The following is a 15,350-nucleotide window of genomic DNA, read 5'->3' on the forward strand; positions in this document are numbered from 1 at the left end:
CAAAGCTCGGAATTTATGGATTAAAATGCAACGTAAGCTCGTTTCCTCGGGGTCTCATCTCGAGCCTATTATCGGTTTCAGCCGCGCTGTCCGGGTCGGCGATTTCATCTCGGTCGCCGGAACGGCACCGATCGGAACCGATGGAAAGACCGATGGCGTTGGGGATGTTTACAGGCAGACCGTGCGCTGCCTTGAAATCGTCCGTAAAGCGATCGAAGACGCTGGCGGCTCGATTGAGGATGTAATCCGGACCCGCATCCTGGTGACAGACGCAAAAACCTGGGAAGAAGCTGCACGGGCACACGGGGAGGTCTTCTCGGACATCCGCCCGGCGACTACCGTTATGGAAGTCCCCGGTTTCGTCGACCCAGACTGGCTTGTTGAGATCGAGGCCGAAGCGATATGCACGCCGAAAAACTAGCCGCCTCGTAGGTAGCGGATCGCCGCATCCCGTTCGAACAGGTAGAGCAGCACGCGCAGGGCCTCTCCGCGCTCGCCCTTGAGATCGGGATCGTTGGTCAGCACCAGTCGGGCATCGTCGCGCGCAACGGTCAGCAGATCGTTATGCGCGGCCAGATCGGCCAGACGGAATGTCGGCAGACCGCTCTGTTTGGTGCCGAGTATTTCTCCCGCGCCGCGTAGCTTCAGATCTTCCTCTGCTATCCGGAAGCCATCCTCTGTCTCGCGCATCACCGCGAGCCGGGCCCTTCCGGTTTCGGAAATTGGAGAGCCGAACAGTAACAGGCAGGTCGACGCCGCGCTGCCCCTGCCGACCCGGCCGCGTAACTGGTGTAGCTGGGCCAGTCCGAACCGTTCGGCATGTTCGATCACGATAACCGTTGCATCCGGTACGTCGACACCAACCTCGATCACCGTTGTCGCGACCAGAATGTCCAGCGGACCGTTCTTGAAACGGTCCATCACGGCGTCCTTGTCAGCCGCTTTCATCTTGCCGTGGACGAGACCGACGCGTCCGGGATAGAGCCGATCCAGGTGCTGGAATCGCTCCTCAGCTGCCGCAACATCGATTTTCTCGGATTCCTCGACCAGCGGGCAGACCCAATAGGCTTTTGCTCCGGAGGCAGCCTTGCGTCCAACGGCCTCGGCAACGTCAGCAAGCCGATTGAGCGGAATGGTTCTTGTATCGATGGGCTGGCGTCCTGGTGGTTTTTCGGTAAGCCGTGAGACATCGAGGTCGCCATAGGCGGTCATGGTCAGTGTTCGCGGGATCGGCGTCGCCGTCATTACCAGCGTGTCGACGGCATGCCCCTTTTCACCGAGGCTCATCCGCTGATGCACCCCAAAGCGGTGCTGCTCATCAATCACCGCCAGGGCCAGATCCTTGAACGCCACACTTTCCTGAAAAAGCGCGTGGGTACCGACAGCTAGATGGACCGTGCCTTCGGCAATCTCGGCGAGGAGCTGCTCCCGGGCTTTGCCCTTGTCCCGGCCAGTCAGCACGGCGATCCGTATTCCCGCCGCCTCCGCGAGCGGCTGCATCGAGGCAAAATGCTGCCGCGCGAGGATTTCCGTCGGTGCCATCAGGGCTGCCTGCCTGCCACATTCGACCGCATTCAGCATGGCCAGCAGCGCGACAACCGTCTTCCCGCTGCCGACATCGCCCTGGATCATCCGCAGCATGCGTTCCGGTGACGCCATATCCCTGTAGATATCCGTCAGCGCTGTCGCCTGCGCACCTGTAAGCTTGAATGGAAGGGCTTCCTGGGCCTGGCGGCGCAGCGATCCATTTCCTTCGACGGAACGCCCTTTCTGCCGCTTCTGATGCGCCCTGACCAATGCCAGAGCGAGTTGGTTCGCCAGCAATTCGTCATATGCGAGACGGCGTCGCGGCTGAGCTTGCGGATCGATATCTTCCAGTGAGCCGGGTGCGTGCGCTGCCAGTAACGCTTCCCGCCAGGCCGGGAACTGCTGGACCGCGAGATACGGCTTGTTGCCCCATTCCGGCAATTCAGGCACGCCAGAAAGCCCTGCCGCGATTGCCTTTCGCAATGTCTTCTGGGTGAGCCCCCCGGTCAGTGGATAGGTCGGCTCAACCTGCATGATTGTGTCGGCATCCTCTTCCGGAACCATGTGATCCGGATGGGTCATCTGCAGACGGCCGTTGAAATGCTCGACCTTGCCGCTGACCACGCGACGGGTGCCAACTGGTAGCATCTGCGTCACATAGTCGGGCTTTGCATTGAAGAAGACGATATCGAGCTGACCGCTCTCATCCTCCGTGATCACCCGATAGGGTTGCTTTCGGCTGCGCCCGGGCCGGTGCTCGACCACGGTAACGTGCAGGGTGGCAATCACATCGTCCGGCGCCTCGGCGATACGCGGATTGAAACGGCGATCGATAATGCCGCTCGGCAGATGCCAAAGCAGATCCACGACCGATTTCCCGGCCAACGTCTCCAGCAATTTCCCGATACGCGGACCGACGCCGGGAAGGCGGGTCGTATCGGCAAAAAGGGAATAGAGAATTTCCGGTCGCAAATTACTCGCCGATGCTATTAAGGGCGCGGCTCGGAGCCACCGGCCGTTATCCCGAGGGCTGACATGCCAAGACTTCGATTTATATCCTAGCGCAACGCGTTGACAAACAAGGAGTGCGCCGAATGACCGGTCTCGATGATAGGCGAAAAAAGCTGATCTACCGAAGCGCCTATACCGGCACCAAGGAAACCGACCTTTTGCTCGGCGCCTTTGCCCGCACCCATATTGCGGACCTTGATGAAGAAGGGCTCGATACGTATGAAACCCTTCTCGAAATTCCCGATCCGCGGCTCTACAAGTGGATTACCGGCCAGGAAGAAGCGCCGGAGGAATATGAAACGCCCATCCTCGACATGATCCGCAACTTCAAACTCGTTGAATAGTCTTTTGATTTACAACAAAACGACCCTTTCGAATGCGGGGCCTGCCGCCTTTTCATCCGTGCCAGAAGGCCACGACGCCCGTGTCTTGCTTGAGATTGCCGCAGCGCATGGTGGTGTCCTGCATGTCGCGCGGGACGACTCGCGCCTGGCCGTTTTGCGCCAGGCGCTCGGTTTTTTTGAGCCGGAACAGACGGTACTGAGCCTGCCTGCCTGGGATTGCTTGCCCTATGATCGCGTCTCCCCGCATGGCGACCTGATAAGCCAGCGGGTAGAGACACTTGCGCGGCTTGCCTCAACGGGGCTTTCCAATGGCGCCGTGATGCTGACAACGGTGAACGCGCTGTTGCAGCGTGTTCCGCCACGCAGCTTTTTCACCGATGTCGGCCTCGCCCTGAAGCCGGGAGACGACAAGCCGGTTGAGGATATCGCCCGCTTTTTTGAGGCAAATGGTTACACCCGCGCGGCGACGGTCCGGGAGGCCGGGGAATATGCGGTGCGCGGCGGGATTATCGACGTCTTCCCGCCCGGCGCGGAAGAGCCTCTTCGGCTCGATTTCTTCGGCGACGAGCTGGAAACCATTCGCTCTTTCGACCCGGTCAGCCAACGGACGACCGGCAAGCTTGATGCTTTCGAGATTTTCCCGGTCGGCGAATTCCGGCTCGATGAAGAGGGGATCAAACGCTTCCGCTCGGGCTATCGCACCCATTTTGGCGGGGAGATTTCCAAGGACCCGCTCTATGAGGCGATCAGCGAAGGCCGCCGCCATGTCGGCATGGAACACTGGCTGCCGCTGTTCCATGAGGATCTGGAGACCCTGATCGATTACACGGGCGCGGCGCCAGTGACTTTCGATCATCAGGCAGACGCGGCTATGAGCGCGCGCTTCGATCTCATCCAGGAATATTACGAGGCTCGCAAAAGCCTCTACGACCGGGGCACGCCGGACGGCGGCAGCGTCTATCGGCCGTTGCCCCCGGACAGCCTCTATCTCAATGAACGCGACTGGCAGAGTCTGGAACAAGGTCTGCCGAGCGCCCGTTTTACGCCGTTTGACCTGCCGGAAAGCGGTGCCGACGGGGCCACGGTCCTTGATTGCGGCGGGCATGGCGGTGTCGGCTTTGCCGAGGCGCGGGCCCGGCCGGACACGGATCTCTATGCCGCGGTGCGTGATCGTATCCTGGGCGAGCCGGAAGACCGCCGGGTGCTGGTTGCCGGATATACCTCAGGCTCGCGGGACCGGCTTGTCTCCCTGCTACACGAGCACGGGCTGGAACGACTGGAGCCGGTCAGTACCTGGAAAGAGGCTCAAAAGCTTCCAAAAGGAACCGCCGGTGCCGTTGTGCTCTCTCTGGAGCAGGGCTTTGCCAGTGACGATCTGCTTTGCATTGCCGAGCAGGACATTCTCGGAGAGCGGCTGGCCCGGCCATCGATCCGCCGTGGACGCCGGGGTGAAGAATTTCTTCAGGAAGTCTCGGCGTTGCATGAGGGCGACTACGTGGTCCATGTGGAGCACGGGATCGGCCAGTATGATGGGTTGGAAACGCTGGAGATCGGCGGCGCGCCACACGATTGCCTACGGTTGCTCTATCTGGGCGGGGACAAGCTGTTCGTTCCGGTCGAGAGCATTGAGGTGCTCTCCCGCTACGGCTCTCAGGAATCCGGCGCGCAACTGGATAAACTTGGCGGCGCCGCCTGGCAGGCCCGCAAGGCAAGGGTCAAGAAGCGCCTGCGCGACATGGCGGAGCAGCTGATCAGGCTCGCCGCCGAGCGTGAGGTTCGTGAGGCCGAGCCTATTGCAACACCGACTGGTGTCTATGACGAGTTCTGCGCCAAGTTCTCCTATACCGAGACAGACGACCAACTCCGCGCTATTGAGGAAACGCTGGACGATCTGAACAAGGGCCGGCCGATGGACCGGCTGGTCTGCGGCGATGTCGGATTCGGCAAGACAGAGGTGGCGCTGCGCGCTGCTTTGGTGGTCGCAATGCAGGGCTATCAGGTCGCGGTCGTGGTGCCGACGACTCTGCTGGCACGTCAACATTTCAGCCAATTCAAGGAACGCTTCAAGGGCCTGCCGGTCAAGGTCCGACAACTCTCCCGTATGATCACGGCCAAGGAACAAACTGCGGTCAAGGAAGAGCTGGCAAACGGCGATTGCAGCATCGTGATCGGCACCCACGCGGTGCTGGCGAAAAGCATCCGATTTTCCAACCTCGGCATGGTGATCGTCGACGAGGAGCAGCATTTCGGTGTCGCCCAGAAGGAGCGCCTTAAAGAACTGCGCTCGGCGATCCATGTGCTGACCCTGACCGCAACGCCGATACCGCGGACGCTGCAGATGGCGCTGAGCGGGGTCCGGCAGATGAGCCTGATCACAACGCCGCCGGTCGACCGCTTGGCGGTCCGCACCTTTGTCATGCCCTATGACGGGCTGGTTATCCGTGAAGCCATCATGCGTGAGCATTATCGCGGCGGTCAGACCTTCTATGTCTGTCCGCGCCTCGACGATCTGCCGCGCATGCATGATCGGCTGACCCAGCTTGTGCCGGAAGTCCGCATTGCCACGGCTCATGGCCGGATGAGCCCGACCGAGCTTGAAGATGTCATGACCAAGTTCTGCGACGGGGCCTACGATATCCTGCTCAGCACCAACATCGTTGAATCCGGTCTCGATATTCCGAACGCGAACACCATCATCATTCATCGTTCGGACATGTTTGGTCTGGCCCAGCTCTATCAGCTGCGTGGCCGTGTTGGACGTTCCAAGACCCGGGCCTATGCCTATCTGACCACGCACCCGACCAAGATCCTGACGGCGGACGCCAAGCGTCGGCTCGAAGTGATGCAGACCCTCGACAGTCTCGGAGCCGGCTTCAGTCTTGCCAGCCACGACATGGATATCCGTGGCGCCGGTAACCTGCTGGGCGAGGAACAGTCGGGCCAGGTGAAGGAAGTCGGCATCGAGCTTTACCAGCACTTGCTGCAGGAAGCTGTGCAGGCGGCGCGGGAAGGAGGCTTCGAAAGCATGGAGCCGGAGGAGCAGTGGACGCCGCAGATATCGCTCGGCACCCCCGTCCTCATCCCTGAAAACTATGTGCAGGACCTCACCGTCCGGCTCAGCCTCTACCGTCGTATCGCTAATCTGGTGAACGAGGCGGAGATCGACAGCTTCGCCGCCGAATTGGCGGACCGATTTGGTACCCTGCCGCCGGAGGTCGAGAACCTGCTGAAGATCATTGCCATCAAGCAGCTCTGCAAGCTGGCCGGGATCGAGCGGGTGGATGCGGGGCCGAAAGGCGCTGTTATTGCGTTCCGAAACAACGACTTCTCCAATCCGCGCGGGCTGGTCGGCTTCATCGCGAAGCAGGCCGGTAGCGTCCAGCTTCGGCCGGACCACAAATTGGTCTATCGCCGGGCCTGGGAGCAGAAGGATGTGCGGGTACGCGGCCTGACGGGGCTGATGCAGGAACTAGTCTCGATCGCCTCGCAAGGAGCGTGACGGTAAGCCCTTCCAAGAGAGCACTAACGCCTGATTGGATGCTGCGTTAACCTTTAGCCTAATGGAAACGGAGGGAGGCCTGATGCTGGATGAACCGCTGCATCTTCCCTGCGGCGCGGTCCTGAAGAACCGTATCGCCAAGGCTGCCATGTCCGACGATCTCGGCGACGGTCAAGGCTCTCCGACAGATTCCCAGCAGAGGCTGTATGCACTTTGGGCCGATGGCGGTGCTGCGATGTCTCTGGTCGGCGAAGTCCAGATAGGACCGTGGGCGCCGGAGAATTACGGGAACCTTGTTCTTGAACCCCTGGGTGAAACAGAACAGTTTCGCGGCCTGTCCGACGCGGCGACCGCAAACGGGGCTCATTTCTGGGCACAACTCGGTCACGCCGGCGCTCTGGCGGTGCCGGTTTCCGGTCCCGCGAAAGCGCCGTCGGCGATCGACGTGTCCGGCATTCATGCCGTCGAAATGACGTCTGATGAGGTCGAGGCGCTTCCTGCCGCCTATGCACAAGCGGCGCTGAACGCCCGGTCCGTCGGTTTTACCGGGGTCGAAATTCATGCGGCACATGGGTTCTTGCTCAACCAGTTCTTGTCCCCGCTTTTCAATCGCAGAACCGACCGTTGGGGTGGCTCTGCCAGGCGGCGGGCCTTGTTATTAATTGAGATTATTGCCGCGGTTCGCGCTGCCGCCGGTCCTGGCTTCCCAGTGGCCGTCAAGATTAATGCAACCGATCAGCTCGCCGGCGGTATCGAGGAGGCGGAGGCGCTCGATCTCGTTTCGATGCTGGACGAGACCGATATTGACCTGATCGATATCAGCGGCGGTGCCTATTTCCCCGGAGCGGCTGCTGCAAGTGACGGCACCAAGGCCGGGCCGTACTTCCTCGACTTCGCCCGGTTGGCCCGCGCGCGCACGGGGAAGCCGCTGATGACGGCGGGTGGTTTCAAGAAACGGATGGAAGCGGAAGAGGCGGTGTCGTCCGGTGCCGTTGACATTGTAGGACTGGCCAGAGCCCTTGCAATCGATCCGGCGCTACCTGGAAAATGGTTGAGTAAGTCTGGGGAAGAGCCTGTATTTCCAAGATTTGCCGTGACGCCGCCTGGTGGCGTCACGGCATGGTATACAGAACGGCTGCACCAATGGGGGAGCCTCGGCGCAATAGAGGAGGAGCGCTCAATTGAAGGTGCTCTGGCGCAAGTCGAGCGCCGCAAGGAAGCCAATGCCGTACTCTGGCGGAAACGTTTCCGAGCAGTGCTCTAGCCCGGTCTTACTCAGCGATCTTCCGGGGCTATATCCCTGATCCGGGCAACGTGGGCGTCGATTTCAGCGCGAGTGTATGTGGAGTGAATCCGCTTATCGGATGCGGGATGATTCTCAAGACCAAGCATCCTCTCCGGTCTCCACGCCTTCAAAGGCCGTATAGGGCGCGGCACGAAACCGCCGCCACAGGTCGGGCAGACATTGAAAAGCGTGGTTTCAACACATTCGACGCAGTAGGTACATTCATAGGAGCAGATCCGCGCATCCCCGGATTGCGGCGGCAGATCTCGATCGCAAAGCTCACAATTTGGCCGGAGTTGGAGCATCTTCGAATCCGCTTAATGGTTTTGTAGTACCCGACGATTACAATCGCCTGAACCAGACGATATCATAAGGTTGAGCCGACACGACACCGGCTCTCTAACCACAAAGAGACGATATGCCAGCGATTAAGCGCCTGTATTCCCGCCGCAACCTCCTTGGTGCCTCTGTTCTCGTAACAGCCTTGATCGCCGCGAGCACGGTCAAGGCCCAAACCGATTTATTCGGGACGGCAAAGGGGCTTTTGAACTCCTTGGGCGGTAGTGGCCAGGCCGGATCAGGATCGATAGGCCTGGATAACGAGACCATCTTTGCCGGGCTGAAGGAGGCGCTCAGCGTCGGTACAGAGAAGATCGTCTCCCAGTTAAGCGCAGCGAACGGTTATTTCGGCGACAGCGCCATCCATATTCCGCTCCCGGAAAGCCTGCAGACCGCGGGAAAATTCCTGGATAAGGCCGGTTTCGGCGCCCTTGCGGACGATCTGGAACTGCGGATGAACCGGGCAGCTGAGGCCGCCGCGCCGGAGGCTGGAGAGATTTTCTCCGACGCTATTTCATCGATGAGCCTTGAGGATGTGAAAGCCATCTATGAGGGGCCGGACGATTCCGCCACACGCTGGTTCCAGCAACGGACCAGCGAGACACTGACCGCGCGTTTTACCCCCGTTGTCGAACGCTCGATGTCGGAAGTCGGTGTGGTGCGGAGCTACGACGCCTTCGTCGGGCAGTATGCGAAGATACCGTTCGTTCCGGATGCAAAGGCTGAATTGTCGACGCACGTGGTTGGCAAGGCCCTGGAGGGGCTCTTTCATTACCTCGCGATAGAGGAAAAGGCGATCAGAACAGACCCCGTGGCCCGCTCGACGGATCTGCTTAAGAAGGTCTTCGGCGGTTAGGCCTGATTGGCCACCACGGTATTGTCCGAGCTGTCCATATCAAACAACGGGAAGAAGGCTTCCGGCTCTTGTGCGCCGGAAACCGCATATTGCCGGTTGAAGATGAAGCAGGGCACACCGTTGATGCCATTTTCGTAGGCAAACCGGGTTTCGGCCATCACTTCACTGGTGCCGCCGGTGCTTTCGAGCCATTCGCGGGTATCGTCCGGCTTCATGCCTGACTGTTCGGCCAGTTCCACCAGGTTATCTATCTCACCGATATCGACGCCTTTGGTGAAATAGGCGACGAACATTCTCTCCATCAATGCGTCCGACGTGCCCATGACAGTCGCAAGATTGATCGTGCGATGCGCAAGGACCGTATTTGGCGTGCGCTGGATCAGGTCAAAGCGGAAATCAATTCCCTCTCCGTCGCCCATGCGCTTGATGTTGTCATAGATCTGCGTTGCCCGATCCGGGCCGCCGAATTTGTTCTCGAGATAAGCCTGCCGGTCCATGCCTTCGGCCGGCATTTCCGGATTCAACTGGAACGCCCGCCACTGAATGGTCAGGTTCGGCAACGGCCGAGCCTTCAATGCCCGTTCAAGACGTCGTTTGCCGATGAAACACCATGGGCAAATTACGTCGGAGAAAATATCGATCTGGGTCATAGTCCGGCTCCAAGGCCCGTTCTGTCTCGGTCTCGTGGTGTCGGCGAGCAACACCATTTCCCCGTGCTTGACGGTTTATCGAAACGAAGAAACCATGTCTCTTAACGGGGACAGGGAAACATTTGCGGGCGGTCATGTCGATCTTTGAAACGGGACTTGAGAGAAATCGGGCGAACTATGCGGCGTTGACGCCATCCGATTTTCTGGAGCGCGCGGGTGCAACATTTCCCGAAAAAACGGCCATTATCCATGGCGACCTGCGCCGCAGCTATGGCGATTTCCTGAACCGTTGCCGCCGATTAGCCGATGCATTGCGGAAGCGCGGCATCGGACATGGCGATGCGGTTTCCGTTCTTGCTCCCAACACACCGGCGATGCTCGAATCGCACTATGGTATTCCCATGGCGGGCGCGGTGCTGAATGCCATCAACACCCGTCTCGATGCCGCGACCATCTCCTTTATCCTTGGCCATGCCGAGTCAAAGCTGGTGCTGGTGGACAAGGAGTTCGCGCCGGTGATGGAACAGGCGCTGGCGCAAATCGACAACCCGCCGCCGGTAATCTGGATCGACGATCCGCTGGCAGAAGGCGGCAAGCCGCTCGGCGAGAAGGAATACGAAGAACTGCTCTCCGAGGCCGAGCCTGCGCCGGACTGGCCGCGGCCCACGGATGAGTGGCAATCCATGTCGCTCAATTACACATCCGGGACAACCGGCAACCCGAAAGGCGTGGTCTACCACCATCGCGGCGCCTATCTGAACGCCATGGGCAATGCCATTGCCTTCGGTCTAACCTCAGGGAGCCGCTATCTCTGGACGCTGCCGATGTTCCACTGCAACGGCTGGACCTACACCTGGGGGGTAACCGCGGTCGGCGGCACGCATGTCTGCCTGAGAAAGGTCGATCCGGCGCTGATCTTCGAGCAGATCGCAGAGCAAGGCGTCAGTCATATGTGCGCGGCACCGATTGTGCTGACCATGCTGATTCATGCCCCGGCGGAACAGAAGAAAGCGTTCTCCCAGCGCGTAAACATCGCCACCGGCGGCGCCGCACCACCGAGTGCGGTCATCTCCGCCATGGAGACGATGGGCTTTTCGGTTACCCATCTCTATGGCCTGACCGAAACCTACGGCCCATCGACGATCTGTGCCTGGCCTCCCGAATGGGATGAACTCGACCTGGACGCGAAAGCTCAGCGCATGGCCCGGCAGGGCGTTTACTATCCGACCCTGGAAGGCATGCGGGTAAGTAATCCGGATACCGGCGAAGCCGTGCCGGCGGATAGCGAAACCATTGGCGAGCTCTGCCTGCGCGGCAACACCGTGATGAAGGGTTATCTGAAAAACCCGAAAGCCACGGCGGAGGCGCTGGGCGACGGCTGGTTCCGGACCGGCGATCTTGCGGTGTTGCACCCCGATGGCTATGCCGAGGTCAAGGACCGCTCAAAGGACATCATCATTTCCGGCGGCGAGAACATCTCCTCTCTCGAGGTCGAGGAGGTGCTCTACAAGCATCCTAAAATCATGGAAGCCGCCGTGGTCGCCAAGCCTGACGATAAATGGGGCGAGACACCTTGCGCTTTTGTCACGGCTGCACCGGGCGCCGGGGAGATCGGCGCGGAAGAGATAACGGCCTGGTGCCGTGAGCATATGGCATCCTACAAGATGCCGCGGACGATCATCTTTGGTGACCTGCCCAAGACGTCTACCGGCAAGATCCAGAAATTCGTTTTGCGGGAACGGGCGAAAGACCTCTAATGGTCGCCCGTTTGGCTCGCTCCTAGATCCTGAACCGCTCAATCATTTCCGGATCAGGCTCGAAGCCGATGCCCGGTCTGTCCGGAACCTGCACAGTACCGTTGGACGGAAGTGGGATCGACGGATCGAGATAGGCCTCGGGCTCGATATATAGATGCTCGAACTGCTCGCAGATCTCGCGCGCGGCCATGAGCTGGATCGTGGCCCAGTAACCCGGACCGAAATAGGGCGCATGCGGCATCACCGACGCGCCGTATTCCTCGGCAACGTCGCAGACCCTCAGGAACTCGCTGACACCGCCTACTTTGGTAACACTCGGCTGCAGGTACTTGATATGTGGCGCGGTACGGGCGAACTCTACCGAGGTGCAGGCATTCTCGCCACTGGCGATGGCCACACCGTATTCCGCCTGCAACATTCCCAGAGTTTCCGCGTCATCCGGCGGAAACACCGGTTCCTCAACCCAGTAAAGGTCCAGACGCCGCATATGCGGCATGATTTCGTGTGCCTGCTCAATCGACCAGTTGCAGTTCACGTCGGTTGCAAGCTTGGTCTCTAGCCCGGCGCCCTGGCGACCTGCCTTGATGGCGTCGAGCGAAATCTCGTGCAGTTTGACGGTCTTGTAGCCTTCGCCGACAACCTTGGCCGCGAAGGACCGAACAAGGTCCGGGTCCGTATACCGCATGAGGCTGGCATAGGCGGGCAACGCGGTTCTCGGCCGCACTGCCAGCAGTCTGGCAAGAGACGCCCTTTCATGCTTCGCCGCGATATCCCAAAGCGCGATATCGACTGCGGATATTGCGAACATGGTGATGCCATAGCGGCCATGCAGATGCAGGCGTTGCTGCAATTCCAAGTTCAGTGCGGCGACATCGTCTATCTCCCGGCCAATGAGCAGGGGGGCGACCATATCCTCGATGGCCGCCATCGTTGCCCGGCGGCAGGAATAAGCGAAACCGTCGCCCCATCCGACAATGCCGTCTTCCGTTTCTATCCGGACAAGCACGATCTCGAGTGTGGTCCATTTGGTCGGCATCAGGCCGGTTCCGGCGCTCCCATCCTCGAATGGAATTTGCAGGGGAATGACGTCGACTGACTTGATTTTCATTTTTGCTTCCTCCCTGACGGCGCTTTCGTACCGTTCCCGAGTGAAGCTTAGCCGAACTTGCTGGGAAGACACGAATACGGATGCTGTTAATACCCTTCAGGGGCGCTAAGCTGGGTCAGCCTCAAGGTTTAGCCGGAATACCTGCACAGCCCCGGTGCGACCACGCAGCTCGAAGAGGCCGACATTTGATATGTTCTCCGGGTTCCCGGCCGATCTCGCCGTTTCTGCTGCTACAAGAGCGCAGATATCAGCTTCTGGGGCGATTTGTTTTCCCAGTTGCTCCAAACGGTTGGCCACGTTCACCGTATCGCCGACGATCGTGTAATTGATTCGGTCCGGCGCACCGATATTGCCGACGATCGCAGTGCCCGTTGCAATCCCTATCCGAATATGAATTTGCTCCATGCCCTGATCCGCGCGCCTCTGGTTATCCTCCCTGATCAGGCTCGCGATGCGTCTTGCGGCCCGCATGCCGGCCGCAGCATGGTCCGGTCGCTCAGCTGGCGCCCCCCAGAATGCCATCACGCTGTCGCCGGTATATTTGTCGATATTGCCGCCTTCCGCTTCGATGGCATTGTTCATAAGTGTGAAATGGGCGTTGAGCATATCGACGACCTCATCCGGCGGATGTTTTTGCGAGATACCGGTGAAGCCAACAATGTCAGAAAACAGGACCGTCACCTCCCGTTCAACGGATCGCACACCCTGACTTCCGCGCTCCCTCATAATTTCCATAACGAGTGAGCGGGGTACATAGACCCGGAACTGCGCCAGACCGGCGATCATCGCGTTGAAGGCGTCCGCCGCATCATTGAATTCCCGCACCGGATTCCCGCGAATCATCGGAACGGTTTCAAGGTCGAGCTTGGCAATGGCGTTCGAAGCGGACGCCAACTCCGTGACGGGGAGGCGGATCCGTTCAGCCAGTTGCCTGAGCCTTAGCATTGCCAAGCCCATGACGATCAGCCCCGCAATCGCTCCGTAGGTCAAATAGCGCACCATGTCGTTATAGCTGCTTGCTGACTGATCGACATACATTCCGACTGTGTAGCTGTTGCCGCGCGTCACGGAGACTCTCTGAGTCAATGCGACATAGTCTGTGCCGCCTACCGTTACGGTCCAGTATTCGGTGCCCGTGGTCTTGTCCAATGTTCCGGACTCGCGGCGGTCAGGATCAAGCAAGGCAGCCAGTACCGGATCTCCAAGCTCGGTTGCAGTCAACAGCGGCTTTTTCTTGGACATCAGCGTCTTCATGCTGGGGTCCGTCAGGATGGGGTGGGCGAGGAGACGGTCCTTTTGGTCCAGCACGAAGACGGCACCGCCTGCAATGTCGGCATCCCGGAGGAACACTGAAATATCCAGAGGTGAAATCGCCGCTGCGGCGACTCCAATATAGCTGCCGTCCTCGTCAAAAATCGGACTGCGCGCACTGATCAAGGTCAGTCCCGCGCCTTCGGAATAAACCGCTGCCGCAAGATAGGACTCCCCGATCATACGGGCGTCTCGAACCGCTCTCTCTTCGATCGACCCTGGAGCGATGGCGCGCGCGCCCCTTCGCCCATCGGATGCAATCCATTCTATAGGTCCGTCATTCCAGATGAAAACCAAGCCCCGGATATGTGGCTGCATGTAGAGTGCAATCTTGGCCATGTCCTCGGCGGCGGGGCTCATTGGAGCACCATCAGGCATTGCGTATTGGCCGACAAATTCGGCAGCCTTCAACGCGGGCCGAATATGGGCAGTTAATGTCTGCTTGATTGAACTGATGGTGGCGTTGGCATTTTCCCTAACCACAGCCAGCCCGCCCTGATTACCAAAATAGAGCGTGACGGCCAGCACCGCCCCGAGCGCTATCAGGAACAATCCGCCTATATCGCGCAGCAACAGGGTGCGAATGGTAATCCTGTGGCTGGACGTTGTCAGCTTGTCCGGCATGGAAATCCAAACTTTTCCCGGTAACTGACAGACTGTCCCTGACTCTCGGCTTCAAAGACCCCGCGCGCTACCGCACGGGCCAGGCAATCCGCGGCGTGTGCGCCAAGCGTCGCAAGATCGCGTACCGGATCGGCGAGGGGACGGATACCGGTGGAAACGCCAAAGACCACGTCTCCGTCGAACGGCGTGTTGGCAGGCCGAATGGCGCGGGTCAGCCCCTGGTGCGCCATGATGGCGAACTGCCTGCACTGGGATTTGGTCAGCGCAGCGTCGGTCGCGACGATGCCGATCGTGGTGTTCTCCCTCGGGCCCGCGAGCTTAGGCATGTCAACGGCACTGCCTCTGTCCTCGGAAACCGGCATAACGCCCCCGAATTCACCAGCCGCTTCGGAAGCCCATGCGAAGAACGCACCGGATGTAGGATAAGTGACAGCGCCGACCGCGTTTACGGCAACCAGCGCGCCAACTGTCGGTCCGTCATCGGCAACCCGAACCGAGGCACTGCCGAGACCGCCTTTATACCCACCGGCATTCGCACCAAATCCGGCGCCTGCATTGCCGAGCCTGAAATCATCGGACGCTGCTTCATAGGCCGTGCGGCCAAGAGTTGGGTAAGGCGATGCGTCTCCCCAGTTCTTGTCACCGCCGTTATTGAGATCAAAGAGTATAGCGGCCGGAACGATGGGCACGATCGAGGCGCCGGCCCGATATCCGATGCCTTTTTCCCGTAGGCCCGCCATAACGCCGCCTGCAGAGTCGAGACCGAAGGCTGATCCGCCACTCAACACAATGGCGTTCACGCTCTGAACCGTCGCTTCCGGACGCAACAGGTCGAATTCGCGCGATCCGGTCCCGCCGCCACGCGAATCAACCGAGGCAACCATCTCCCCATCTGGCACCAATACTGTGACGCCGCTCCGCAAACGCTCGTCATCGGCATTGCCCACCCGGAGTCCCGGAACATCGGTGATGAGATTGAGTTTCCCCGGTTGCACTTTATTGGGCCTCCCACTTCCGCATGGCGGATAGCCAGCATCGG

General features: G+C 59.8%; 12 protein-coding genes. 6 read left to right on the forward strand and 6 right to left on the reverse strand.

Annotated features, from left to right (window positions below; genetic code table 11):
- The first annotated feature begins 25 nt into the window (after window positions 1-25).
- Window positions 26-421: a RidA family protein gene (locus tag VOI22_RS04890; RefSeq protein WP_323795441.1), complete on the forward strand. Its 396-nt coding sequence runs from the start codon at window positions 26-28 to the stop codon at window positions 419-421.
- Here the strand turns inward: VOI22_RS04890 and recG are convergent.
- Window positions 418-2,499, reverse strand: coding sequence for an ATP-dependent DNA helicase RecG (recG, locus tag VOI22_RS04895; protein WP_323795442.1), 2,082 nt, complete (start codon window positions 2,497-2,499; stop codon window positions 418-420). The genes VOI22_RS04890 and recG overlap by 4 nt on opposite strands.
- Before the next feature lie 122 nt (window positions 2,500-2,621).
- Between recG and VOI22_RS04900 the strand changes: the two genes are divergently transcribed.
- The 3 genes from VOI22_RS04900 (at window position 2,622) to VOI22_RS04910 (ending at window position 7,645) form a co-directional block, all read left to right on the forward strand.
- On the forward strand, window positions 2,622-2,882 hold the full coding sequence (locus VOI22_RS04900) for a succinate dehydrogenase assembly factor 2 (RefSeq protein WP_036553171.1): 261 nt from the start codon (window positions 2,622-2,624) through the stop codon (window positions 2,880-2,882).
- Window positions 2,883-2,886: 4 nt separating this feature from the next.
- Window positions 2,887-6,381 (forward strand): transcription-repair coupling factor, encoded by a 3,495-nt coding sequence (gene mfd / locus VOI22_RS04905; protein WP_323795443.1) that lies wholly within the window; start codon window positions 2,887-2,889, stop codon window positions 6,379-6,381.
- A gap of 82 nt (window positions 6,382-6,463) precedes the next feature.
- Window positions 6,464-7,645, forward strand: coding sequence for an oxidoreductase (locus VOI22_RS04910; RefSeq protein WP_323795444.1), 1,182 nt, complete (start codon window positions 6,464-6,466; stop codon window positions 7,643-7,645).
- A gap of 11 nt (window positions 7,646-7,656) precedes the next feature.
- Here the strand turns inward: VOI22_RS04910 and VOI22_RS04915 are convergent, their stop codons facing one another.
- A complete protein-coding gene (locus VOI22_RS04915; protein ID WP_323795445.1) occupies window positions 7,657-7,971 on the reverse strand; it encodes a DUF1272 domain-containing protein in 315 nt (104 codons plus the stop codon).
- Window positions 7,972-8,084: 113 nt separating this feature from the next.
- Here VOI22_RS04915 and VOI22_RS04920 point away from each other — a divergent pair, with 113 nt between their 5' ends.
- Entirely contained in the window at window positions 8,085-8,861 is a 777-nt protein-coding gene (locus VOI22_RS04920) for a DUF4197 domain-containing protein (protein WP_323795446.1), read from the forward strand.
- On the opposite strand, the gene VOI22_RS04925 is transcribed toward VOI22_RS04920, so the two are convergent.
- Window positions 8,858-9,511: a DsbA family oxidoreductase gene (locus VOI22_RS04925; RefSeq protein ID WP_036553168.1), complete on the reverse strand. Its 654-nt coding sequence runs from the start codon at window positions 9,509-9,511 to the stop codon at window positions 8,858-8,860. The two genes, VOI22_RS04920 and VOI22_RS04925, sit on opposite strands and share 4 nt — an antisense overlap.
- Before the next feature lie 134 nt (window positions 9,512-9,645).
- Between VOI22_RS04925 and VOI22_RS04930 the strand changes: the two genes are divergently transcribed.
- Window positions 9,646-11,268 (forward strand): acyl-CoA synthetase, encoded by a 1,623-nt coding sequence (locus VOI22_RS04930; protein ID WP_323795447.1) that lies wholly within the window; start codon window positions 9,646-9,648, stop codon window positions 11,266-11,268.
- A 22-nt stretch (window positions 11,269-11,290) separates the two neighbouring features.
- On the opposite strand, the gene VOI22_RS04935 is transcribed toward VOI22_RS04930, so the two are convergent.
- The 3 genes from VOI22_RS04935 to VOI22_RS04945 form a co-directional block, all read right to left on the reverse strand.
- Window positions 11,291-12,376: a mandelate racemase/muconate lactonizing enzyme family protein gene (locus tag VOI22_RS04935; protein WP_323795448.1), complete on the reverse strand. Its 1,086-nt coding sequence runs from the start codon at window positions 12,374-12,376 to the stop codon at window positions 11,291-11,293.
- Between the two features lie 105 nt (window positions 12,377-12,481).
- A complete protein-coding gene (locus VOI22_RS04940) occupies window positions 12,482-14,311 on the reverse strand; it encodes an adenylate/guanylate cyclase domain-containing protein (protein WP_323795449.1) in 1,830 nt (609 codons plus the stop codon).
- Complete coding sequence (locus tag VOI22_RS04945; protein WP_323795450.1) at window positions 14,296-15,306, reverse strand: P1 family peptidase; 1,011 nt, start codon at window positions 15,304-15,306, stop codon at window positions 14,296-14,298. The genes VOI22_RS04940 and VOI22_RS04945 overlap by 16 nt, the downstream gene beginning before the upstream one ends.
- Between the last annotated feature and the right edge of the window lie 44 nt (window positions 15,307-15,350).

The organism is Nisaea sp. (assembly GCF_034670185.1).
Taxonomy (GTDB): domain Bacteria; phylum Pseudomonadota; class Alphaproteobacteria; order Thalassobaculales; family Thalassobaculaceae; genus Nisaea.